Source organism: Aliidiomarina celeris, from assembly GCF_003316875.1.
Taxonomy (GTDB): domain Bacteria; phylum Pseudomonadota; class Gammaproteobacteria; order Enterobacterales; family Alteromonadaceae; genus Aliidiomarina; species Aliidiomarina celeris.
In genome coordinates this window covers 130,056-154,147 of record NZ_QMIL01000001.1, presented here as the reverse complement: position 1 = coordinate 154,147, position 24,092 = coordinate 130,056, and the positions used below count along the sequence as shown (strand labels likewise).

Genomic DNA, 24,092 nt, shown 5'->3' with positions numbered 1-24,092 from the left:
TGGTCTCCTGAACGTTATTTCTTTAATTCTTGCAACACAGCGAATGGGTTCTTCTTTTCCGCTTCAGGCGGCAGTTCACCAAAAGTCATCGTGTTACGATCAATTGCGCAATTCTCATCAGTATGCATTGCGACCAACGGCAGCGCGATAATTAGTTCGTCTTCCACAATTTCGTGCAGACTCACTTCTCCGAGCTCGTTCATTTCCGCAGCGTCGTAGTATTCCGGCAGGTCTTCGGCTTTCACCTTTTTGTTTACCGGCGCATACTGAAACTCGGCGTTTACCAGCACACTCATCGGTTCATTGCAGCGCTGACAGGTCAACGACACGTCTACTTTCGCAGAACCACGAAAGTAGACGATGTTCTGTTCATCCCGGTCAAAAACCACAAAAACTTCTGGGTCATTGCACGGGCTGAGCAACATCTCTTGCAGTCGGTTAAGATTGCCAGAAGGAACAACACCTTCAAAACTTAATCCTTTACCTGCACTGCGAACCGGGTCTACCGTAATCGGTATTCTTACCTTTTGCATAGCGCGCGAATGATACTGGTTGCAAGGCTTTGAGTCAAAGGAATTTATCTTTAATGGTAAGTTATGGCACACTTTTGCCTTCCCTACCCTTAAATTGAGTTTTTTATGGCCAACCCCACTTCTGTAGTACTCGCTTCCAGCTCTCCCTTTCGGCGTACTTTACTTGAGCGGCTGTCAATTCCATTTGAATGCGCGAACCCTGCCATTGACGAAACCCCGATCCCCAACGAAACGCCAGAGAACTTGGTGTGTCGGTTGGCAGAAGCGAAAGCGCAAGCACTGCAAAGCCAATTTCCTTCGCACTTAATTATCGGCTCCGACCAAGTGGCCGTACACAATGGACAAATTCTTGGCAAACCGCACACAATAGAACGAGCAGTAGCCCAATTAAAGCAGTTTCAAGGGCAACGTGTTGCCTTTTATACGGGTTTGTCTGTTTTTAATTCAAAAAGCGGAAAAAGCACTACTTTAATGGAACCTTTTTACGTGCAATTTAAGTGCTTAAGCACAGCTGACATTCAACGCTATGTGGAGCTTGAGATGCCATTAAACTGCGCGGGAAGCTTTAAAAGTGAGGGGCTGGGCATTTGCTTGTTTGAATCCATGCAAGGCGATGATCCAACCACACTGGTCGGGTTACCGCTTATTCAACTGTGCAATTTACTCACAAAACACGGTTATAACGTTTTACACCATGCTCAACGCTGAACGCGGGGTTGAACTTAAAAGAAAGTTACCGAGTGTAGCAACCGACGGCGCTAAAAAAACTGGCGCCTCTGCGCTCAGCACGTCGGCATTGTGCACACCGTAGGTTACTCCCACGCGCTCAATATTGGCGGCTCTTGCCATTTTTAAGTCGAATTTAGAGTCACCGATCATCACGGCGCGTTCAGGGGGCAGGTTAAGATCAGCTAAAATTCGCTGCAACATGGTTGGATCGGGCTTCGAAGGTGCCTCGTAAGCACAACAAGACGCCGAAAAAAAGTGACGCGTGTTGGTTTCTTGCCAAGCGCGCTCTAACCCTTCACGTGCTTTTCCTGTGGCAACTGCCAGCGTGTAACCCGCTTGCTTTGCGTGCTCTAGCAACTCAATCACACCATCAAACAAGGGGCTCGGAGTAGCGTCTTCATGTACATAATAACGCCGATAAATGGCAATTAACGCTTGTTGTTCCACTTCGTCGTGGCAATCGAACAATGTAGCGAGCGCTACGGGTAAGCTTAAGCCAATAATATCGCGTATTGCTTGTTCGCATGGAACGCCCAAACCAGCTTCATGCGCCATTTTTTCCATGCACGAAACAATGCGGGGAACGGAATCCATAAGGGTTCCGTCCCAATCAAAAATTAATACATCCTTTTGTTGCACAGCTTGTAACACTCGGAGCCCCCTTTAACTTGTTCTATTGCACTAAGACTGACTGCGAAAACGCGCTAGAACTTGTTCAAGATTCTTGTCGAGCGGCGCTTCTATGCGCAACGTTGACTCTTCTCGCGGGTGAATAAAGGCAAGTGACCTAGCATGTAAAAACAACCGGCTTAATCCCAAAGATTGTGCGTAGTGGTCAAACGCAGCCTCGCCATATTTATCGTCACAGGCAATTGCATGGCCAGCATATTGTGCATGAACCCGAATTTGATGTGTGCGACCTGTTACCGGCTCTGCTTCAACTAAGGTGGCATTTTCGAAGCGCTCAATCACTTCAAAACGGGTGAGCGACTCTTTACCGTTCGGGTCAACACGTACCATCCGTTCACCCGACTGCAAGGTATTTTTCTGTAACGGCGCATTCACTTTCTTTTTATTCGCTGGCCACTTACCTGCAACTAGGGCCACATAGCGCTTGTCCATACTTTTCATACGCAATTGCTCATGCAAAGAACGTAACGCCGAGCGCTTTTTCGCAACCAGTATAACGCCCGAAGTATCGCGGTCGAGGCGGTGCACCAGTTCTAAAAATTTTTGCTGTGGGCGCAAGCTACGTAACCCTTCGATGAGTCCAAATTTAAGCCCGGAGCCGCCATGCACAGCTAAACCTGAAGGCTTATTAATAACCATCAGTATGTCGTCTTCATACAAAATCACCGACTCTAGCATGGCAATTTGGTCGAGCTTTGGGTTCGGTAAGGCGTCTTCTTTAGACACGCGTACGGGTGGAATACGAACCTGATCGTTTTCCTTTAATTTATAGTCTGGCTTTATTCGGCCTTTATTTACCCGCACTTCGCCCTTGCGAACAATGCGATAAATCATACTCTTTGGCACACCTTTCAAGCGCGCTAAAAGATAATTGTCGAGCCGTTGCCCTGCTTCGTCGGCAGAAACCGTTGTAAAGCGTACTTTTGTTTGTATTGAGTCTGTCATAGCTCGATATTGTATCACGGATATTTCAAGGGCTTGAACGCTTTTTAACAGTCGACTTAAAGCTTGTAAGCAAGCCCCTTTTAATGCGACAATACCCTGTCAGAACCAATTTTGGTCGAGGCGTAGACTACGGTCCGCCTGTTGAATTTCCAACCTCGCGACAACACTGGCATGGCTAAGAGCCTGTTTCGGTTCAGCAGAAATTTAAAGTTACACGTGGCACTAACGCAGTTTGTATCATGTTGGCACACGGGTAGCCCAGTTCTCGCCCAAGGGGCGTGAACTCAGAAAATAGAAAGCAGACAAAACGAATATTGTGCTATCGGTTTAGTGGATTTTATGAGCATTTGCGCTTGGTAAGCGAATGCGCCGATAGCTTCAGTTGACGGAACAGAGCCGCTAGATTATGCGGTGTTGTGGCGTACTTATATGAGTAAGAGCCACAATTTATGAAAAGAATGCTAATAAATGCCACGCAGCAGGAAGAACTCCGTGTTGCGTTAGTCGACGGTCAACGTTTATATGATCTCGACATTGAAAGCCCCGGTCATGAGCAAAAGAAAGCCAACATTTACAAAGGCAAAATAACCCGGGTAGAGCCGAGTTTAGAAGCCGCCTTTGTCGACTATGGTGCAGACCGCCACGGGTTCCTCCCCCTCAAAGAAATAGCCAAAACATATTTCCCTAAAGACTATAAGTTCAACGGCCGCCCGAACATTAAAGACGTGGTAAAAGAAGGCCAAGAAGTTATTGTTCAAATCGACAAAGAAGAGCGCGGCCAAAAAGGTGCGGCACTGACCACCTTTATCTCGCTGGCCGGCAGCTACTTAGTTTTAATGCCGAATAACCCACGAGCGGGTGGCATTTCGCGCCGTATAGAAGGTGAAGAGCGTAGCGAACTGAAAGAAGCCATGTCAGGTTTAGAAGTACCCGACGGCATGGGTTTAATTGTACGCACCGCTGGCGTTGGTAAATCTGGCGAAGAGCTGGCATGGGACTTAAACGTACTGCTTCATCACTGGCAAGCAATTGAAGAAGCTGCGGCGTCACGCCCCGCTCCTATTTTAATTCACCAAGAAAGTAACGTTATTTTCCGCGCTATTCGTGACTACTTGCGTCGCGACATCGGCGAGATCCTCATTGACGATGAACAGGTTTACAAACAAACCCAAGAACACATAAAAATTGTTCGCCCGGATTTTTTGCAACGCGCAAAGCTTTACAAAGGCGATGTGCCGCTGTTTAACCATTACCAAATTGAAAGCCAAATTGAGTCGGCATTTGAGCGCGAAGTTCGGTTACCTTCTGGTGGCTCTATTTCTATCGACCCTACCGAAGCACTTACCTCAATTGATATTAACTCGGCCAAGGCAACAAAAGGCGGAGATATTGAAGAAACTGCGCTGCAAACCAACCTTGAAGCAGCCGATGAAATTGCGCGGCAATTACGCTTACGCGACGTTGGCGGTCTGATAGTCATCGACTTTATTGACATGACGCCAATGAAGCATCAGCGTGAAGTTGAAAACCGCTTACGCGACGCTCTAAAACAAGACCGTGCCCGTGTGCAGGTTACTCGTATATCACGCTTTGGTCTTCTTGAAATGTCGCGTCAACGTTTACGCCCTTCCCTGGGTGAGTCGGCAAATCATGTTTGCCCCCGTTGTAGCGGTCAAGGCACAATTCGGAGTAATGAGTCGCTCGCGTTATCTATTCTGCGTTTAATTGAAGAAGAAGCGCTGAAAGACAACACTGCACAAGTTATGGCTCAGGTTCCTGTGCCTGTTGCCACTTATTTGCTCAATGAAAAGCGCAAGTCGCTACAAACCATAGAACAACGTGAAAAAGCGCAAATCTTAATTATTCCAAACCCGTATTTGGACACACCACACTTTGAAGTATCACGCATTCGCCACGACGAAATGCAAAGCGTGCAAAGCTTCCAGTTGTTGCAAGCTCCACCAGAGCAGAAAGTTGAGTTCTCCGGCGCTATCGAGCGCAGCATTGAAGAGCCTGTGCTAAAGCAAATGGTAGCGCCAGAAGCAGCGCCACAAGCAACGGCTCCCGTTGCTCCGCAAGCTCCTAAGCCTGTAGTGAAGAGCGAGCCCAGCATGCTGAGCAAAATAGCGGCTTGGTTTAAAGGCTTGTTTACGGTTGAAGCGGCACCTGAAGAGTCTTCAGCCAATAAAGCTAAAGACACAGAGCGTAGCAACAAAGGCCAGAACAATGGTCGCGACAACAATCGTAGCAACCGAGGCGGTCAAAATCGTCAGCGCGGTCGCCGTAACGGCCGTTCAGGGCAGCAGCGAAATCGCCAAGAAACAGCTGAGCAAAAAGTCGAAGGAAAAGGAACGGATACAGGTTCGAATGAGCAAGGTGCAGAAAGACCGCAAAGTAGCGAAAATCGGAATCGTCGCAATCGTCGTCGTAAACCAAGTGATTCGCGTCAAGAACGTAACGAGAGTCCAAAGGAATTGCGTGATGAAGACTCCAAAGCTACTGCTGTTTCTCCTGAAATACCAAAAGAACGTCGTGAACGTCGCGACCTAGAGCAATCTGTACGTATGGGTAAAACCCTAGCGGCAATAGAAAGTGAAGCACAAGCCGCCGCGGTAGAACCAGTAGCGCTTACTCAAGAGCCTGAGCAGGTAAAAACAGCAGAGCCGACGGAGTCTGCTACGCCGAACGAGAAGCCAAAGCGCCCTCGCCGCACTCGTAACACACGGAAAAAAGTAGAGACTTCAGATGAAGCTGCTGCGCCAGAAACAAGCACTGAAACTGAGGTAACAGCCGCCCCTGCAGTGAAGGCCGAAGCCTCTGCGAGCGATAGCAGCGAAGAAACGGCACCCACTGAAGCGGCGCCTGTAGTAGCTGAAGCAAGCGAAGTACGAGCTACGGAAGTAACAGAAGACACTACTGTGCCTACGGAAACAGCTGAAGCAACGGAAACAGCCGCGCCTGTAGAAACCGAAACCTCTGCGAGCGATAGCAGTGAAGAAACTCCTGCCCCCGCTGAAGCGGCGCCTGTAGAAGCAGAAGCAAGTAAAGTACAAGCTACGGAAGTAACAGACGACACTACTGCGCCTACGGAAAAAGTTGAAGCAACGGAAACAGCAGCTCCTGCAGAAGCCGAAGCCTCTACGAGCGATAACAGTGAAGAAACGCCGGCCCCCGCTGAAGCGGCGCCTGTAGAAGCAGAAGTAAGCAAAGTACAAGCTACGGAAGCACAAGCAACAGAATTACCAGCAACAGAAGAAAGCGCTGTGCCTGTGGAATTTGCTGAACTTTCTGAGCGCGATAACAGCGAAGCTGCAACTGAAACTCCTGTTGAGCCAGAAGTAAAAGCCGAGGTTAAAGCAGAAGCTAAGCGAGATATCACAGCACATAGCGCTGCTTCACCATACAAGAATGCAGTGTTTGCAGATATGGCAAAGGCCTCTGCTATCGTACGCACCGACTCGCCAGTGGCCTTAACGGCAATGGCGGTTGAAGCTCGCCAGCAAGTTCAGGTGAGCGCTAAAGTCGCAGGCTTGTCTTCTCCGGCAACGCAAAGCCAATCAGAAATGGCACGCTGCCAAGTAAGCTAAGTTTACGCTCTTTATTACCATCAAAAAAAGGAGGCCGCTCGGCCTCCTTTTCTGTTTGTACCCATCTTAAAGCACAATTTTGTCGCGATTTTGGTTGAGTATGCGAATGCCCAGGCCTCTAACTTCAAGCAACTGGTCAATATCGGTGAAGCCACCAAGCCGCTCACGTAACTCAATAATTGCGCGTGCTCTCGACACCCCTACGCCCTTTAATACCTTCGCCAACTCTTCTGCAGAAGCTTGATTAATATTGACAGTTTCTTGCTCAGCGACATTTGCCTGATTATTCATAACCTGAACCTCAAGATCAGCATTGAGTACAGACGCATGAACTTCGGGCGGGCAAGCAAGCGCGAGTGGTGAAATAAGCGCGGCAAACAGAAGTGATTTTCTTAACATAGTTGATGCTCCTTTATACTGTGGAATGCTGCAATTCCATGCAACGATTCACAGTATAAAAGGTATGCCAAATATTTCCTTCGCTAGCATCCAGAAATTTGCTGGTTTATTGCTGATAATAGCGCTGCTGGGTCTTCTGCTAAACGAACAGGTCGACCCATCACTAAGTACGACGCTCCCGCTCTGATGGCTTCTACCGGCGTCATTACGCGCGTTTGATCGTCAATGGACGAGCCAACTGGGCGAATGCCGGGTGTTACAAGGGAAAAATCTGGCCCTAGCTCACCGCGAATTAAGGTTGCTTCTTGCGCTGAGCAAACCACACCGTCCATTCCCGAATTTTGCGCGCTGCGGGCTAAGTACAACACGTGCTCCATAAGCGGACGCGTAACCCCCGTAGCGGCTAACTCTTCTTCACCCATGCTGGTAAGTACAGTTACAGCGATCAGCAAGGGTGCGTTTTCGCCATACTCCATTAATGCCGCTCGGGCTGCTCGCATCATCCGTTCGCCACCGCTGGCATGGACATTGACCATCCAAACGCCGAGATCAGCGGCCGCTTTCACTGCTTGAGCTACTGTATTGGGAATGTCATGAAATTTAAGATCAAGGAATACATCGAATTTGCGCGCCACAAGCGCTTTTACAAGCTCGGGTCCTTCTTTAGTAAATAGTTCCTTCCCCACTTTAACCCGACACAATTGGGGGGAAAGTTTGTCTACGAATGCTAAAGCGTCTTGCGCGTTGGAATAGTCTAGGGCTACAACAATTTTGCTCATTACTCTCCGTCCAGTCCTCGAGTGGGTTTCATATCGCCCCACGACTTGCATGAGGGGCAATGCCAATACAATGTTTGTGCTGAAAAGCCGCAATGATTACACCGATACTTTGCGCGCGCTTTCAACTGATCCGCCACAATGGAACGCAAAAGTGAAAGGCTGTCACGCTCCCGGCCCGGTTGCGCGTTTTTCACATGCAGTTCAATAAGCTTATGGAAACCTTTCATGGTCGGGTTCCGGCGTAGAGCGGTAAGCATAAACTGTTCAGCGTCGTCAGTATTATTCTGCTCTGCAACATGATTTGCCAACATTATAACTGCTGTTGCACACGGATGGTTCATCACTACGTCGTGTAAGCAGCTCATAAGGCCATTTTTGTCAGATAACGCTAAGTAACCTTGTTCAATGAGCGGCAAAGCCTCTGAAGCAAAGTCGGGTGAGTCTTCTAAGATGGGGAGTAAAAAGTCGAGCGCGCGGGCATGTGCATTTTGGCCGAGCCACCAACGTGCTTGTGCGAGCCTCGCACGCACACATATCTTGTCGTGTTTCAGTGCTTTGTCATAAAACTTAATGGCCTGCTCGGGTGTTTCTTGTAAATCGGCGAGCTCACAATAGAATTGGGCAATCACTTCGCTCATTTGCGGATCATGCCGGCGGGCCTTCAACGCCGTTTTAATGGCTTTATCCCACTCATTCGTTGCCTCATAGAGCTGCAATAAAAGCTGATCGCTCTCTTCTCGATACTGTTTGTGTGCACTGAGCTCTAGTAACATTTTCTCGGCACGGTCATACAGCCCCGCGGCCATGTAGTCACGCCCAAGCTCCAGCATAGCCTGGTATCGTTGGCTTTCAGTTAACGAAGGTCGTGCAATGAGGTTTTGGTGTATCCGAATGGCCCGCTCTACTTCACCGCGTTTGCGGAATAGTTTGCCGAGGGTCCAATGGGTTTCAATGGTTTCACTGTCGACATCAAGAATGTCAATAAACAGATCGATTGCTTTATCGCTTTGCTCGGACAAAAGCAGGTTTATACCCGCTACATAGTTCTTGGAAAACTGTTCCTGTTCTTTTCGTTGCTCTTGCCGAACACTATTGCGCCCCATAAACCAGCCATACGCGGCTGCAATGGGTAACAATAAGAACAACAACTCCAACATTGCTTACCGCTCACTCTTCACGCGTTGGAGGAGTTCCTTGCGAAGCCGCCGATAGCGTAAACGCAAACTAAAGTAGCTTACTGAGAAGGCGAGAATACCTACCGTAAAGCCTAAGCCCAGCGCCCATGCCACGAGAGTAGCCACGGTTATATTAAGCTCAACTACCCACAGATTCACTGCAACAAAAACCTGATTTTGTGAACTAAACAGCACGGCTAACAAGAAAAGTATAATAAGTGGTATTAGCGAAACCAGAAAACGCACCATGGCTATTCCTTTTCACACTCTATAAACAATAAAAAAAGGCATGCCAGTATAGCATGCCTTTTCTTGATTCCGAGCGCTTTACTCAGCTCGATTGATCAACACGTTCGCGTAGCGCCTTACCCGGTTTAAAGTGAGGAACATACTTACCATTCAGCTCTACTTTTTCGCCGGTTTTCGGATTGCGGCCAATGCGAGGTTTGCGGTAATGCAGCGAAAAGCTACCAAAACCACGAATCTCTATTCGGTCACCCGTTGCCAATGCTTGAATCATCGATTCAAGAATGGTTCTTACACCAGCCTCAACCGCTTTTGGCGTTACTTGCGGCTGTTTACTCATGAGTACTTCAATCAGCTCTGACTTGGTCATAACAGATGTTTCCTTTTCTGCAAGCAGCCGCAGGCTTACGAATTAATCGTCAGACTTAGCTGCTTTAAACGCTTCTGCCATTGCGCTGTTAATGCCACTTTCTTCTTGTGCATTTACAGAATCAAGAGCAGCTTTCTCTTCCGCTTCGTCTTTCGCTTTGATAGACAAGCTAACAACGCGGTTCTTACGGTCCACACCCATGAAGCGAGCTTCAACGCTGTCACCTACTTTAAGAACTGTTGATGCGTCTTCAATACGCTCACGAGCGATATCAGCTACGCGAACATAACCTTCAACGCCTTCAGCCAATTCTACAACAGCACCTTTAGCGTCAACTTCTTTGATAGTACCAGTAACAATAGCACCCTTCTTGTGAGACGCCAGATAGTTGTTTACTGGATCTTCAGAAATTTGCTTGATACCTAAAGAAATGCGCTCGCGCTCTGCGTCGACTTGCAATACAACGGCTTCAACTTCGTCGCCTTTCTTGAATTCACGAACGGCTTCTTCGCCAGTTGCGTTCCAAGAGATGTCTGACAAGTGAACAAGACCGTCGATGTTGCCGTCAAGACCGATGAAGATACCGAAATCAGTGATTGATTTGATCTTACCGCTAACTTTATCGCCTTTCTGGAAGCCTTTCGCAAACTCTTCCCATGGGTTAGGTTTACACTGCTTGATACCCAAAGAAATACGACGACGTTCTTCGTCAATTTCAAGAACCATAACTTCAACGGTGTCGTCGAGGTTAACAATTTTTGAAGGATGAACGTTTTTGTTCGTCCAGTCCATTTCAGACACGTGAACCAAACCTTCAACGCCTTCTTGTAACTCAACAAAGCAACCGTAGTCAGTTAAGTTGGTTACGCGACCTGAAAGCGTAGAGCCTTCTGGGTAACGGTTCGCTAAATCGCTCCACGGATCTTCGCCCAATTGCTTAAGGCCTAAAGAAACACGCGTGCGCTCACGGTCAAATTTCAATACTTTACAGGTGATCTCGTCACCAACATTCACGATTTCGCTCGGATGCTTAACACGCTTCCACGCCATATCGGTAATGTGAAGAAGGCCGTCTACACCACCCAAATCTACGAATGCACCGTAGTCGGTAAGGTTTTTAACGATACCAGTAACTTCCTGGCCTTCTTGTAAGTTTTCAAGCAACTCTTCACGCTCTGCGCTGCTTTCTTTCTCGATAACTGCACGACGAGAAACAACAACGTTATTGCGTTTTTGATCAAGCTTGATCACTTTGAATTCTAAATCACGGTTTTCTAAGTGCGCGGTATCGCGAACTGGGCGAACGTCTACCAAAGAACCTGGTAAGAACGCACGAACACCGTTAAGGTCAACTGTAAAGCCGCCTTTCACTTTGCCGCTAATAATACCTTTCACAGTTTCTTCTTTCTCGAATGCAGCTTCTAACTGAATCCATGCTTCAAAGCGTTTGGCTTTTTCGCGAGAAAGGATAGTTTCACCGAAACCGTCTTCTACAGCATCGAGGGCTACTTCTACTGAGTCGCCTACAGCAATTTCTAAAACGCCTTCAGCGTTAAAGAACTGTTCTGCAGGAATAGCGCTTTCAGATTTCAGGCCAGCATCGACAAGCACCAAGCCTTTTTCGATCGCAACAACTGTACCGGTTACGATTGCACCTGGGCGGGTTTCGATTGTTTTGAGGCTTTCCTCAAATAATTGAGCAAAATTTTCGGTCATATTTGATAACTTCGTTTCAATTGAGACATCCACCTAAATTCCATCTCGGCGGGGTTGTTATAATTAATCGGCTACATCCTGTGGTCGACCCTTGAGCAACTAGCGCGGTGCTAGCCTGTTCAATTTTCCTTTCTAGAACGCAACAAAATTGGCTACCGTAGCGCCTTTGCCGAGAGCTTTGCATGTGCAAATTCAAGCACTTCTTGCAATACCTGCTCAATCGGCTTTCCCGTTGAGTCTAGCAATAATGAACCCTCCGCAGCCTTCATCGGTGCTACGGAGCGATTTGAATCCCGTTCATCGCGTTCGTTAATTTCTGCAATGAGACTGCTCATATTAGCATCAATGCCCTTTTCCTGCAATTGCAGAAAACGCCGTTGGGCGCGTTCTTCGGCGCTTGCAGTAAGGAATATTTTTGCTTCCGCGTCGGTAAATACCACCGTCCCCATGTCGCGACCGTCGGCGACCAAGCCGGGTAATTGACGAAAGCCGCGTTGGCGGCGTAGCAAAGCCTCTCGAACACGTGGTAAGGCGGCAATGCGCGAGGCATTCATCCCCACTTTTTCAAGCCGAATGGTTTCCGTTACGTCTTCACCTTCAAGAATAACGTGCGTATTGCCCGTGTTTTCGTTAATTCTGAATTCCACATCAAGATCAGCGGCCAGCGCCACCAGACTTTCTTCGTCTTCTGCAGAAAAGTCGTGATGCATTGCCGCCACTGAAAGCACTCGGTAAATTGCGCCGCTGTCGAGTAAATGCCACCCCAATTTTTCCGCCACAAGGCGACTTATGGTGCCTTTTCCTGAACCGCCAGGGCCGTCAATAGTAATTACGGGCGCCTGAATTGCATGCTCTGATGCAGACATAGACATAAAAAACCTCAAGTTAAAAAGCGCTGAAGCATTAAAATACAGCGCCGAAATTATACCGACATTCTCAAATTTTGCACGGAATAGTCGATTTCTTTCGCGGGGCTATTGCGTACAAATAGACGCAAAATCTTGAAAAAACGAAGGATAGGTTTTTTCACAACACCTTGGGTCTAAAATAGTGACGCCCGCAGGTGCGAGGGCTAAAAGCGAAAAGCACATGGCCATGCGGTGATCATTATAGGTTGCTATTTTTGCATGTTGAATTTGTTCTGGCGGTTCAATCACAATGAAGTCTTCGCCCTCTTCTACAGTCGCCCCTACTTTTCGTAGTTCAGTGGCCATAGCGGCAAGCCGGTCGGTTTCCTTAATTCGCCAATTGCCGATATTTCGAATTGTCGTGCTACCTTTGGCAAATAACGCGGTGGTAGCAATCGTCATGGCCGCGTCTGGAATTGCGTTTAAATCGAAGTCGCCGCCTATCAAGTCGCCTTTACGCACGTGAATGGATGTATCCGCATATTCAACCTGCGCGCCCATTTTTTCCAACACCTCCGCAAACAAACGGTCGCCTTGTAAGCTCTTTCGTCCTACGCCTGAAACCGTTATTTCTCCAGCAATGGCCGCAGCGGCAAGAAAATAAGACGCAGACGAGGCGTCGCCTTCTACAAAATAACTCGCTGGAGCCTGATACTGCTGTTGCCCCCTAACGCGGTAGTTGCGCTCCGTTAAACGCTCAACTTCTACCCCAAATTGTGCCATCATGCCAAGCGTAAGCTCTATGTAAGGCAACGACACCAAGGGCCCAGTAATTTCTAACTCTGAGTTCTCTTGTAGTAAGGGTAAGAGCATTAAAACAGCTGAGATATATTGGCTTGAAAGGCCGCCGTGAATAGACACAGCCCCGCCCTTCAGTGCTCTGCCTTGAATCACGAGCGGCGGGTAATCTTCGTTGCCCGCGTATCTGATGTCGGCCCCTAGTTGCTCTAAAGCACGGACCAGATCACCAATTGGGCGTTCAAACATGCGTGGCTCACCGGTTAATAAAAACTGCCCTTGCGAGGCTGCGAGCACTGCCGTCAGTGGGCGCATTGCTGTACCGGCATTCCCAAGAAACAACTCCGTTTGTAGCTGTTGCGGTGCGTGAAACAAACCACCTTGACCGACAACCTGTGCTTGTTTCGTTTCAACGTTTAGTTCTATCGAACACCCAAGCGTTTGCAGCGCAGCTAACATCCACTTTGTGTCGTCGCTTACCAATAGGTTTTCAATTTTGGTTATTCCTTTGGCAAGTGCAGCAAGCAGCAGTGCTCGATTTGAAATGCTTTTGGAACCCGGCAAGTGAATGGAGCCGCTTACGTTTCGCGGCCCCAATAAGGTTGAACTAGCGGTCATGGGCAATAGCGAGCATAGCATTAATAAAGGCTTGATTTTCCTCAGGCAAACCAATACTTACGCGCAAGTGATTGGGCAATTCATAGCCCGCTACCGGCCGAACAATTACGCCTTTGTGCAACAACTTCTGGTACAGCGCCGCCGCGTCGGGGCCTACTTCAATGGTAAGGAAGTTCCCATGGGACGGAATGTACGGCAAATTCTGAGCCTCACAAAACGCAATAAGCTGCAGCATGCCTGCCCGATTCACTTCGATAGAACGCGCCAAGAAGTCATCATCTTGCAAGGCCGCCATGGCCGCCGTAAGAGCGAGCTCGTTCATATTAAAGGGCTGGCGAATACGATTCATATAGTCGGCTACCGACGGGTGCGACACCGCATAACCGGCGCGAATGCCCGCCAAACCGTACGCCTTAGAAAAGGTGCGGCTTACCACTAAATTAGGGAATTTTTCAATCCACTGCAGCGACGGCGCCCGCTCGTGCTCAGGCACGTATTCATAATACGCTTCGTCTAACACCACCAACACATGCGGCGGTATTTTGGCAAGAAACTCGTGTAAGAGGTCGGCGGTTAAAAAGGTTCCCGTAGGATTATTCGGGTTGGCAACAAAGATCATCCGCGTTTTGTCGGTAACGGCCGCCGCCATAGCGTTCAGATCATGACCATAATCAAGTGCCGGTACCGCGATGCCGGTTGCGCCTATGGCACGGGTTACCAAGGGATACACGACAAATGCATGTTGTGAAAAAATAACTTCATGTTCAGCGCTCACGTAGGTACGCGCGAGTAATTCTAAAACGTCATTAGACCCATTCCCAAGCGTAATTTGTGCCGTCGACACCCCGAAACGCTCGGCCAGTGCCGACTTTAAATAGAATCCGTTTGCGTCTGGATAGCGAGCTAAACTGGCCACTTTATCGGCCAACGCTTGCTGCACCATAGGGCTTACACCCAAGGGGTTTTCATTTGAGGCGAGCTTTACAATGTCTTTAATACCGAGCTCACGCTCAAGCTCTTCAATCGGTTTGCCCGCCTGATAAGGCTGCAACTCTCTAATTCCTGGCAGCGCCAAATGCGCCGCATCAAAATTTTGCATGGTACGTCCTCTTCTTATTCTCGTTATTTTGCATAAGCCTTTTCAAAACGGGTCATAAAGTCGACCAAGGCTTGTGCGCCCGCATAGGGCATAGCGTTATACATACTCGCTCGCATACCGCCCACAAAACGATGTCCTTTGAGCATAATCAACCCTTCTGCTTCCGCTTCTTTTAGAAACTGTGCGTTAAGTGACTCGTCTGCAAGTTGAAATGGAATATTCATTTTCGACCGATTACGCCCATGTATGGTGTTTCGATAGAAACGGGAGTTGTCGACACATTCGTAGAGCAGCGCAGATTTGCGTTGGTTCAGCTCCGCCATTGCCGCTAAGCCACCTTCTGCTTTCACCCACTTGAACACTTCCGCTGCAAGGTACCAAGCAAAGGTATTTGGCGTGTTGTATAGTGACTTTTCCTCGGCTTGAACCTTGTAGTTCATCACCGTGCACACCCGCTCTTGTTGGGTTTCAAGCAAGTCTTTACGAATAATCACCACCGCAAAACCAGAAGGCCCAATGTTCTTTTGCGCGCCGGCGTAAATCACACCAAACTTTGAAACGTCGAGCGGCTCAGAAAGAATAACCGACGACATATCAGCCACCACCGGTACGCTCACTTCAGGAACCTGATGCAGTGCGATGCCGTCCACCGTTTCGTTCGGGCAGTAATGAAAGTATGCGGCATTTGCATTGAGCTGCCATTCAGCTTGTGGCTTCACACATTTCAAACCGTCTTCTTCGCCCATTACATTCAAGCTGTTCACTTGCCGAACATACTTTTTAGCTTCGCGAATAGCATAGTCTGACCAAATACCTGTATTGAGGTAGTCGAGTTGGTCGTCACCTTTCGCAAGGTTTTGTGGCAATGCGGAAAATTGACCGCGCCCTCCACCATGCATAAAAAGCACAGCGTAATTGCTTGGAATCGACATGAGATCACGCAGATCCTGCTCGCATTCCTCGGTCATTTGTAGGTAAACAGGATCGCGATGACTGATTTCCATAACCGAAATACCGAGCCCGCGCCAATTTATAAGTTCAGACTGTGCCTTTTTTAATACAGGAGCCGGCAACATAGCCGGCCCCGCAGAAAAGTTATAAACCACAGATTTACGCTCCAGAGTCCTCGCTTGAGGAGTTGTTATCATCGTTAGTGCTGGTGGCGTCGTCGCTACTTACGTCGGTACTCATGTCAGCACTCATGTCAGCACTTTCCGTTGTGGCGTGTTCACCCTCTAGCGCTGCAACACTCGCGTCTTCTTCGTCCATTTCAGCAATGCGCGCAATACCAACGACTACTTCGTCATTGGCCGTGCGAATCAGCGTCACACCCTGCGTATTTCGGCCCACCTGCGAAACTTCGTCTACGCGTGTGCGCACCAGCGTGCCGCGGTTGCTAATTAACATTAGATGTTCGCCGTTGACCACTTCTAAGGCTCCAACAACGGAACCATTACGCTCGCTCACTTTTATCGACACAACACCCTTGGTCGCGCGGCTCTTCGCCGGATAGTCTGCAAGCGGAGTACGCTTACCGAAGCCGTTTTCGGTTACCGTTAAAATAGCACTGTCGTCTCCACGCGGAATAATTAACGACACAATGCGTTGGTCGTCTTCTATTCGCATACCGCGAACACCGGTTGCTGTACGCCCCATGGAGCGTACTTGTTCTTCATGGAAGCGCACGACTTTGCCAGCGTCGGAGAACATCATAATTTCGCTGTCGCCATGGGTAATATCTACGCCGATCAACTCATCGTCTTCCACCAAATTCAAAGCAATAATGCCGCTTGTACGTGGCCGTGAATATTCGGTTAACGGGGTTTTCTTAATCGTACCTCGGCGCGTTGCCATCACGACAAATTTGTCTTCTTCAAAACTGGAAATAGGCAAAATTGCAGTAATACGTTCATCGGCTTCTAGCGGCAACAAATTCACAATCGGTTTACCACGCGCAGCTCGGCTGGCATAAGGCAATTGGTAAGTTTTCATCCAATACACACGGCCGGCGCTCGAGAAGCACAAAATCATATCATGCGTATTCGCCACTAAGAGGCGCTCAATAAAGTCTTCATCTTTCATTTTCGTAGCCGCTTTACCTTTGCCGCCACGTTTTTGTGCTTCGTACTCAGTTAAACTTTGGTATTTCACATAGCCTTCATGAGAAAGGGTAACCACAACGTCTTCACGGTCAATCAAGTCTTCCATGTTAATGTCGTGGCTCGAAGCGGTAATTTCTGTGCGACGTTCGTCACCGAAATCAGTTTTTACTTGCTCAAGCTCTTCACGAATAACTTCCATTAAACGCTCCGAGCTGTTCAAAATATGCAGCAACTCTTCAATGGCTTGTAATAAGTTTTTGTATTCGTCTAGAATTTTTTCGTGTTCAAGACCCGTTAACTTATGCAAGCGCAAGTCGAGAATAGCTTGGGCTTGAACTTCTGTTAGGCGGTACTCTCCAGCAACAATGCCAAAGCCTTCTTCAACCCAGTCTGGACGCGCGGCGTCAACACCTGCTCGCTCCAACATTAGCGCTACGTCGCCAAGTAACCACCCTTGAGCCATTAACTGCGCTTTCGCTTCTGCCGGGGACGCCGAACGTTTAATGAGCTCAATAACCTCGTTAATATTGGCAAGCGCAATCGCTAGGCCTTCAAGAGTGTGAGCTCGCTCCCGTGCTTTGCGTAATTCATAAACCGTACGGCGGGTAACCACTTCACGACGGTGGGTAATGAAGCATTCGAGCATTTCTGGCAAGCTAAATAATTTAGGTTGGCCTTTGTCGAGGGCAACCATGTTAATGCCAAAGCTCACTTGCAATTGCGTATTGCGATAGAGGTGGTTCAACATCACTTCGCCGCTTTCGCCGCGTTTCATTTCAATCACCACGCGCATACCGTCTTTGTCCGACTCGTCGCGTAAAGCGCTGATCCCTTCAATACGCTTCTCTTTTACGAGATCCGCAATTTTTTCTATCAGCTTGGCTTTGTTCACCTGATACGGCAGTTCATGCACAATAATGGTGTCGCGGCCTGAATTTTCGTCAGTAATAACGTCGGCACGTGCGCGAATGTAAATCTTACCGCGCCCAGTGCGATAAGCGTCGACAATACCTTGGCGGCCCGACAAAATTGCCGCCGTTGGAAAGTCTGGCCCTGGAATGTATTCCATTAACTCTTCAAGCGTAATGTCTGGATTGTCGATCATCGCCAAACAGCCGTTCACAACTTCATTGAGGTTGTGTGGCGGAATATTGGTTGCCATACCCACGGCAATTCCCGAAGAGCCGTTGGCTAGTAAATTCGGGATGCGGGTGGGGAGTACTTCTGGAATTTGCTCTGTACCGTCGTAGTTTGGCACGAAGTCAACGGTTTCTTTGTCGAGGTCTGCCAATAATTGGTGGGCAATTTTCGACATACGAACTTCGGTGTAACGCATCGCGGCCGCGGAATCGCCGTCAACCGAACCAAAGTTACCTTGCCCGTCTGCCAACATGTAACGTAGTGAAAATGGCTGCGCCATACGAACAATAGTGTCGTATACCGCCGAGTCTCCGTGTGGGTGATATTTACCGATAACATCACCGACCACGCGCGCGGACTTCTTGTACGGCTTGTTGTAGTCGTTGCCAAGCACATTCATGGCAAATAAAACGCGACGGTGCACTGGCTTTAAACCGTCACGAACGTCGGGTAAGGCCCGGCCGATAATCACGCTCATGGCGTAGTCGAGATACGAGTTTTTCAACTCGTCTTCAATATTCACAGGTACGACTTGGTTGGCAAGATCGCTCATATCTTTTTTCCCTGAATTATTCAAATTCTGCTTCGACGTTGAGTCGTTATTGTTATGCTTGAGTTACGCTTGGCGCTACTCGATTAAGCTTTTGTTTTGCTTCTACACCGTTTTTCACACTGCTCTTTGAAGTGTAAGGGTGAATCGCAACAGCATACCACATGGGTTCGTTTTATGACACGCTCGGATCGTATTCGCAACTGGTTTAAACGTGCAAGCTCGGGTAGACTGACGCGCAATGAATTAGGCAGTAAAAAAGAGGCTAAAAAGTGACCACAGCCAATACAGCAACCCCGAATGTAGATCCCGCAGAAATTGAAAAATTCAATGCTATGGCATCGCGCTGGTGGGACCCCACCGGAGACTTTAAGCCCTTGCATGAGGTTAATCCGTTACGCGTTCAATTTATTGATCAATATGGTCAAGGTTTAGCAGGTAAAAAGGTATTAGACGTTGGCTGTGGTGGTGGCCTGTTGTCAGAGGCCATGGCGCGCGCAGGTGCTGAGGTGACCGGTATCGATATGAGCCCTGAAGCGTTAGGTGTTGCCCGGCTACACGCGCTGGAGTCGGAACTGACCATCGATTATCAACAAATTACCGCTGAGGCGTTTGCCGCTGAACACGCTGGCCAGTACGATATTGTTACATGCCTTGAAATGCTTGAGCATGTACCCACGCCAGCAAGTGTAATTCGCGCCTGCGCTCTGCTCGCCAAGCCAGGTGGGAAAATTATCTTTTCTACCTTGAACCGCACCCTGAAAGCTAAAGTGCTTGGCGTTTATCTTGCAGAATACGTGTTGCGCTGGTTACCAAAGGGAACGCACGACGCGACCAAATTTATTCGCCCCTCGGAGCTTATTCACGACGCCGACCAAGCCGGCTTGCAAGCAAAAGCCATGACCGGGATTCACTACAACCCGCTCACGTCTGGTTTCTTTTTAAGTGACCGTAATGTCGATGTGAACTACATCTTGGCGTGCGAAAAGCCAAATGAGTGAAGTAAAACCACCACAGGCAGTGCTTTTTGACCTTGACGGCACCCTGCTCGACACTGCCGCCGATTTAGGCGCAGCATTAAATAGCATGTTGCGGCAGCGTAAGCACAAGGAGTTGCCCTTTGCTGTTATTCGTCCCCTCGCCTCACACGGTTCGCGAGGATTGCTGCAACGCGGTTTTGGCCCCGAGTTTAACGCCGACACTGAAAAAACTTTGCGCGAAGAGTTTTTAACACGCTATGCCGCAAATATAGCCGAACACACCCACTACTTTGCCGGCATAGAAGCGCTGTTAACCGCACTCAACGAGCGACAGATTAAGATTGGGATTGTAACCAACAAACCGCACGCCTATACAATGCCACTGTTAGCACATTTCCCTTTGCTTAAACAACTACCGTGTATTGTGAGTGGCGACACACTCAGCGTTGCAAAACCGCATCCGGCGCCACTACTGTTGGCTGCAAAGCAGCTTAAATGTAACGCCGAGGAGTGCTGGTATGTGGGCGACGCAGAACGCGATATTGAAGCGGGCAATCGCGCAAATATGACCACTATTTTGGCCGACTGGGGATATATTGGTGAAGCCGACCAGCCTGAACATTGGGGAGCAGACTTACGGTTAAAGCAACCGCTTGAGTTACTAGGTTTGCTTTCATAACAAAGTGATTCACCATAAGTGAGCGAAATAGGCCTTCTGTTATATATAATAGAAGCGAAATAAGACCGCTCTCTTTATTATAAAAAAGTATTTAAGAGCAAAGACCGCGCAAAGCCGCGGCAGTGCAGCATTCTATTTTTTCAAGCCTCTTTTGCGGCAAAATATCCAAAAATGTCGCTTGATCAAAACGCCCTTCGTGACTAAAGTAGCGCCATACCCCACCACAAGATATTGTGCCCATACGGGCATTGTTGCTAATTTAACCACAATATCTAGTGATAACAATAATGCTAGAGAGGGAGCCATGAGCCAGTCCATTCAGGTAACAAAACGTAACGGACGTCGCGAAGCACTAGACCTTGACAAAATTCACCGTGTTGTCAGCTGGGCCGCAGAAGGGTTAACCAACGTTTCAGTATCGCAAGTCGAAATTAAATCTCAAATCCAGTTCTACGACGGCATTCGTACCGACGACATTCACGAAACGATCATTAAAGCCGCCGCCGATCTTATTTCTGAGGAAACACCGGACTACCAATACCTCGCTGCTCGCTTAGCCATATTCCACTTACGCAAAAAAGCCTACGGCGAGTTTGAGCCTCCGCATTTGTATGATCACGTCACTCGCTTGGTCGACTTGAATCGCTACGACAAACACTTGCTCGAAGACTACAGCAAAGACGAATTCGAGCAGATGAACAGCTTCCTCGACCACAGTCGCGATCTCAACTTCTCCTACGCGGCGGTAAAGCAACTTGAAGGGAAATACCTTGTTCAAAACCGCGTAACCGGTGAAGTTTTTGAAAGTGCTCAGTTTCTTTATGTTCTGGTTGCTGCGTGTTTATTCGCAAATTATCCGAAAGCAGAGCGGCTCGATTATATTCGCCGCTTTTACGACGCTACGTCCAGCTTTAAGTTGTCGCTACCCACGCCGATCATGTCCGGTGTGCGCACCCCTACTCGTCAATTCAGCTCTTGCGTATTAATTGAAGCCGGCGACAGCCTCGACTCCATTAACGCAACAGCCAGCGCCATTGTAAAATACGTGTCGCAACGTGCAGGTATTGGCATTAATGCGGGTCGTATTCGTGCGCTCGGTAGCCCCATTCGTAACGGCGAAGCATTCCACACCGGTTGTATTCCGTTCTTCAAATATTTCCAAACAGCGGTGAAAAGCTGCTCTCAAGGCGGTGTGCGCGGCGGTGCGGCTACCCTGTTCTACCCGTTGTGGCACCTTGAAGTTGAATCTTTATTAGTACTTAAAAATAACCGTGGTGTTGAAGAAAACCGCGTACGCCATCTCGACTACGGTGTGCAGTTCAACAAAACCATGTATCAGCGCCTCATCAAAGACGACTATATTACGCTCTTTAGTCCTTCCGACGTGCCCGGCCTTTATGATGCATTCTTTGCCGATCAAGAGGAATTTGAGCGCCTCTATGTGCAATACGAAGGCGACGAGTCAATTCGGAAGAAACGTATCAAAGCTATTGAACTCTTTAGCTTGTTTATGCAAGAGCGCGCCAGTACTGGGCGAATCTATTTACAGAACGTAGACCACACTAATAATCACAGCCCGTTCGACCCGAAAGTAGCACCTGTACGGCAGAGCAATTTGTGCCTAGAAATTGCGCTACCCACCAAACCACTCGAGCACATTAACGACGAGAACGGTGAAATAGCGTTGTGTACCCTTTCGGCCTTTAACCTCGGTGCCATTGAGTCGCTAGACGACTTTGAAGAACTTGCCGACTTAGCTGTGCGCGCACTCGACAGCTTACTGGATTATCAAGACTACCCGGTTCCGGCTGCTTATAACGCAAGTATGAGCCGCAGAACCCTCGGTATTGGCGTAATAAACTTTGCCTATTACCTTGCCAAGAATGGTGTGCGTTACTCCGACGGCAGCGCAAACGGTTTAGTCCATCGCACCTTTGAAGCAATGCAGTATTATCTCATGAAAGCTTCGAATAACTTAGCGAAAGAAAAAGGCGCCTGTCCGAAGTTTAACGAAACCACCTACTCGCAAGGTATTTTGCCTATCGACACCTACAAGAAAGACGTCGATAGCATTTGTTCAGAAGCACTTCACTACGACTGGGAAGCTTTACGCGAGTCGGTGAAAAAATATGGTATGCGTAACTCTACATTGTCGGCGTTAATGCCTTCTGAAACTTCATCGCAAATTTCCAACGCCACCAACGGCATTGAACCACCACGCGGCCATATTAGCGTGAAATCGTCGAAAGACGGCGTAATGAAGCAAGTTGTGCCGGAGTTTGAACGCTTGAAAGATCAGTACGAATTACTCTGGAACATTCCAAGCAACAAAGGTTATTTAGAGTTGGTGGCTATTATGCAGAAGTTTGTCGACCAAACCATCTCAGCCAACACCAATTACGACCCGAGTAAATTTGAAGGCGGTAAAGTGCCAATGCGCCAACTGCTCCAAGACTTGCTTTACGCTTATAAACTCGGCGTTAAAACCATGTATTACCATAATACTCGCGACGGTGCTGCCGACAATCAAACCGACTTGTCTGCTAGCAAACGTAAACAACTCGAAGAAAACGCAAATCAAGCAGTAACAGCTGTTATCGAAGAAGATGACGATTGTGCTGGTGGTGCTTGCAAAATTTAAGGTCATTCATTATGCGCTATTCAACGTTTAACCAAACGAATGTAAATCCGCTCGGGGAGCCTATGTTTTTTGGTAACCCAGTGAACGTAGCTCGCTATGACCAGCAACGTCATAGCATTTTCGAAAAGTTAATCGAAAAGCAACTCAGCTTCTTTTGGCGCCCAGAGGAAGTCGATGTTAGCCGCGATCGCGTCGATTTTCAGGCCATGACAGACAGCGAAAAGCACATTTTTATTTCCAACCTTAAGTACCAAACCCTGCTCGACTCTGTGCAGGGTCGCAGCCCCAATATTGCGTTTTTACCTATTGTGTCTTTACCCGAGCTCGAAACATGGATCGAAACGTGGTCGTTTTCGGAAACGATCCACTCTCGCTCTTACACCCATATTCTGCGTAATTTATTTAGTGACCCGGGTAAAATTTTCGACGATATCGTTATCAACGAACACATTTGTAAGCGTGCAACCGACATATCGAAGTATTACGACGACCTGATTTTGCACACACAACTCTGGCAAATTCATGGTGAAGGCGAAGTCACCGTAGACGGCGTAACCTACGACGCTACCGTGCGTAACTTGAAAAAGAAACTTTACCTCACCATGAACTCGGTTAATGCCCTCGAAGCGGTTCGTTTCTATGTGAGCTTTGCCTGTACTTTTGCCTTTGCCGAACGCGAAATGATGGAAGGAAACTCGAAAATTATTCGCTTGATCGCGCGTGATGAGAACCTACACCTCACCTCAACACAACATGTGATCAACCTTTGGCAATACGGCGACGACGACCCTGAAATGAAGGAGATTGCAGCAGAATGTCGCGACGAGGCACTTGCTATTTTTACCTCTGCGGTAGAGCAAGAAAAAGAATGGGCCAGCTACTTATTCGAAAACGGCTCTATGATTGGCTTAAACAAAGAAATTCTCTGCCAATACGTGGAGTACATTGCCAACATGCGTATGCAGGCCATTGGCTTTGAACCGCAGTACAAGCAAAATAGCAACCCACTGCCGTGGATGAACAAATATTTAGTATCAGACAACGTTCAAGTTGCTCCGCAAGAATCTGAAATTAGTTCATACCTTGTTGGTCAGATCGACAGCGAAGTCAGCGCAGGAGACTTTGGAGATTTCGATCTCTAACGCTCATGAGCCAGCGCTTTAAGCTTCAGATCAATCAACTGCCGGTTGTCGAAATAGACGCCGGCAGTTCGCTTACCTTACTCGAACACCTCGAGCAATCTGGAATAGAAGCCCGTTACCATTGCCGTAGCGGCTTTTGTGGTGCGTGCCGCAGCGTATTACATGCCGGCAACGTAGAATATATCAATGAACCTCTCGCCTACATTCGCCCTGGTGAAATTCTTCCCTGTGTATGCAGAGTAAAAAGCGACCTTTCGCTTGAACATTAACCTTCTCGCTATCTATCCATTCGAACATGGGTATCGTAGTTCTCGATTGGCATAGGC

Annotated in this window: 21 protein-coding genes; 7 read left to right on the top strand and 14 right to left on the bottom strand. The window is 48.3% G+C overall.

All coding sequences use genetic code 11. The features are described from left to right. Window positions 1–14: 14 nt before the first annotated feature. Entirely contained in the window at window positions 15–533 is a 519-nt protein-coding gene (yceD, locus tag DQW12_RS00690; protein ID WP_113905795.1) for a 23S rRNA accumulation protein YceD, read from the bottom strand. 105 nt (window positions 534–638) lie between these two features. Here yceD and DQW12_RS00685 point away from each other — a divergent pair, with 105 nt between their 5' ends. Beyond that, entirely contained in the window at window positions 639–1,241 is a 603-nt protein-coding gene (locus DQW12_RS00685; protein ID WP_113905794.1) for a Maf family protein, read from the top strand. Here DQW12_RS00685 and DQW12_RS00680 read toward each other — a convergent pair. Together DQW12_RS00680 and rluC are read right to left on the bottom strand one after the other, a co-directional pair. Next, window positions 1,221–1,913 (bottom strand): HAD family hydrolase, encoded by a 693-nt coding sequence (locus DQW12_RS00680; RefSeq protein ID WP_232819852.1) that lies wholly within the window; start codon window positions 1,911–1,913, stop codon window positions 1,221–1,223. The two genes, DQW12_RS00685 and DQW12_RS00680, sit on opposite strands and share 21 nt — an antisense overlap. 30 nt (window positions 1,914–1,943) lie before the next feature. Next, window positions 1,944–2,897, bottom strand: a complete 954-nt coding sequence (gene rluC / locus DQW12_RS00675; RefSeq protein WP_113905793.1) for a 23S rRNA pseudouridine(955/2504/2580) synthase RluC — start codon at window positions 2,895–2,897, stop codon at window positions 1,944–1,946. Between the two features lie 449 nt (window positions 2,898–3,346). On the opposite strand from rluC, the gene rne reads away from it, so the two are divergent. After that, window positions 3,347–6,484, top strand: a complete 3,138-nt coding sequence (gene rne / locus DQW12_RS00670) for a ribonuclease E (RefSeq protein WP_113905792.1) — start codon at window positions 3,347–3,349, stop codon at window positions 6,482–6,484. Between the two features lie 66 nt (window positions 6,485–6,550). Here rne and DQW12_RS00665 read toward each other — a convergent pair whose 3' ends face one another. The 11 genes from DQW12_RS00665 to gyrA form a co-directional block, all read right to left on the bottom strand. Continuing rightward, window positions 6,551–6,883, bottom strand: a complete 333-nt coding sequence (locus tag DQW12_RS00665) for a ComEA family DNA-binding protein (protein WP_113905791.1) — start codon at window positions 6,881–6,883, stop codon at window positions 6,551–6,553. 83 nt (window positions 6,884–6,966) lie between these two features. After that, complete coding sequence (pyrF, locus tag DQW12_RS00660; RefSeq protein ID WP_113905790.1) at window positions 6,967–7,662, bottom strand: orotidine-5'-phosphate decarboxylase; 696 nt, start codon at window positions 7,660–7,662, stop codon at window positions 6,967–6,969. Beyond that, on the bottom strand, window positions 7,662–8,819 hold the full coding sequence (lapB, locus tag DQW12_RS00655; RefSeq protein WP_113905789.1) for a lipopolysaccharide assembly protein LapB: 1,158 nt from the start codon (window positions 8,817–8,819) through the stop codon (window positions 7,662–7,664). Before lapB ends, pyrF begins: the two co-directional genes overlap by 1 nt. Before the next feature lie 3 nt (window positions 8,820–8,822). Further along, complete coding sequence (locus tag DQW12_RS00650; protein WP_113905788.1) at window positions 8,823–9,086, bottom strand: lipopolysaccharide assembly protein LapA domain-containing protein; 264 nt, start codon at window positions 9,084–9,086, stop codon at window positions 8,823–8,825. A gap of 82 nt (window positions 9,087–9,168) precedes the next feature. Beyond that, on the bottom strand, window positions 9,169–9,453 hold the full coding sequence (ihfB, locus tag DQW12_RS00645; protein WP_113905787.1) for an integration host factor subunit beta: 285 nt from the start codon (window positions 9,451–9,453) through the stop codon (window positions 9,169–9,171). 42 nt (window positions 9,454–9,495) lie between these two features. Beyond that, the gene (rpsA, locus tag DQW12_RS00640; protein WP_113905786.1) at window positions 9,496–11,169 is read right to left on the bottom strand and encodes a 30S ribosomal protein S1; all 1,674 of its coding nucleotides are present in this window, start codon (window positions 11,167–11,169) and stop codon (window positions 9,496–9,498) included. A 152-nt stretch (window positions 11,170–11,321) separates the two neighbouring features. Next, window positions 11,322–12,035, bottom strand: coding sequence for a (d)CMP kinase (cmk, locus tag DQW12_RS00635; protein ID WP_113906577.1), 714 nt, complete (start codon window positions 12,033–12,035; stop codon window positions 11,322–11,324). Window positions 12,036–12,143: 108 nt separating this feature from the next. Then, window positions 12,144–13,433, bottom strand: a complete 1,290-nt coding sequence (gene aroA, locus DQW12_RS00630) for a 3-phosphoshikimate 1-carboxyvinyltransferase (RefSeq protein ID WP_113905785.1) — start codon at window positions 13,431–13,433, stop codon at window positions 12,144–12,146. Then, the gene (gene hisC, locus DQW12_RS00625; RefSeq protein WP_113905784.1) at window positions 13,423–14,532 is read right to left on the bottom strand and encodes a histidinol-phosphate transaminase; all 1,110 of its coding nucleotides are present in this window, start codon (window positions 14,530–14,532) and stop codon (window positions 13,423–13,425) included. Before hisC ends, aroA begins: the two co-directional genes overlap by 11 nt. A 23-nt stretch (window positions 14,533–14,555) precedes the next feature. Beyond that, a complete protein-coding gene (gene serC / locus DQW12_RS00620) occupies window positions 14,556–15,680 on the bottom strand; it encodes a 3-phosphoserine/phosphohydroxythreonine transaminase (protein ID WP_113905783.1) in 1,125 nt (374 codons plus the stop codon). Then, window positions 15,643–18,327: a DNA topoisomerase (ATP-hydrolyzing) subunit A gene (gene gyrA / locus DQW12_RS00615; protein WP_113905782.1), complete on the bottom strand. Its 2,685-nt coding sequence runs from the start codon at window positions 18,325–18,327 to the stop codon at window positions 15,643–15,645. Before gyrA ends, serC begins: the two co-directional genes overlap by 38 nt. Before the next feature lie 269 nt (window positions 18,328–18,596). Here gyrA and ubiG point away from each other — a divergent pair, with 269 nt between their 5' ends. From ubiG to yfaE, 5 genes are all read left to right on the top strand, one after another. Further along, window positions 18,597–19,325, top strand: a complete 729-nt coding sequence (ubiG, locus tag DQW12_RS00610) for a bifunctional 2-polyprenyl-6-hydroxyphenol methylase/3-demethylubiquinol 3-O-methyltransferase UbiG (RefSeq protein ID WP_269800905.1) — start codon at window positions 18,597–18,599, stop codon at window positions 19,323–19,325. Then, window positions 19,318–19,983, top strand: coding sequence for an HAD family hydrolase (locus tag DQW12_RS00605; protein WP_113905781.1), 666 nt, complete (start codon window positions 19,318–19,320; stop codon window positions 19,981–19,983). Before ubiG ends, DQW12_RS00605 begins: the two co-directional genes overlap by 8 nt. Window positions 19,984–20,287: 304 nt before the next feature. Further along, on the top strand, window positions 20,288–22,624 hold the full coding sequence (nrdA, locus tag DQW12_RS00600; protein WP_113905780.1) for a class 1a ribonucleoside-diphosphate reductase subunit alpha: 2,337 nt from the start codon (window positions 20,288–20,290) through the stop codon (window positions 22,622–22,624). An 11-nt stretch (window positions 22,625–22,635) separates the two neighbouring features. Further along, entirely contained in the window at window positions 22,636–23,766 is a 1,131-nt protein-coding gene (gene nrdB / locus DQW12_RS00595) for a class Ia ribonucleoside-diphosphate reductase subunit beta (RefSeq protein ID WP_113905779.1), read from the top strand. A gap of 5 nt (window positions 23,767–23,771) precedes the next feature. Further along, on the top strand, window positions 23,772–24,035 hold the full coding sequence (yfaE, locus tag DQW12_RS00590; protein ID WP_113905778.1) for a class I ribonucleotide reductase maintenance protein YfaE: 264 nt from the start codon (window positions 23,772–23,774) through the stop codon (window positions 24,033–24,035). The last annotated feature ends 57 nt before the right edge of the window (window positions 24,036–24,092 follow it).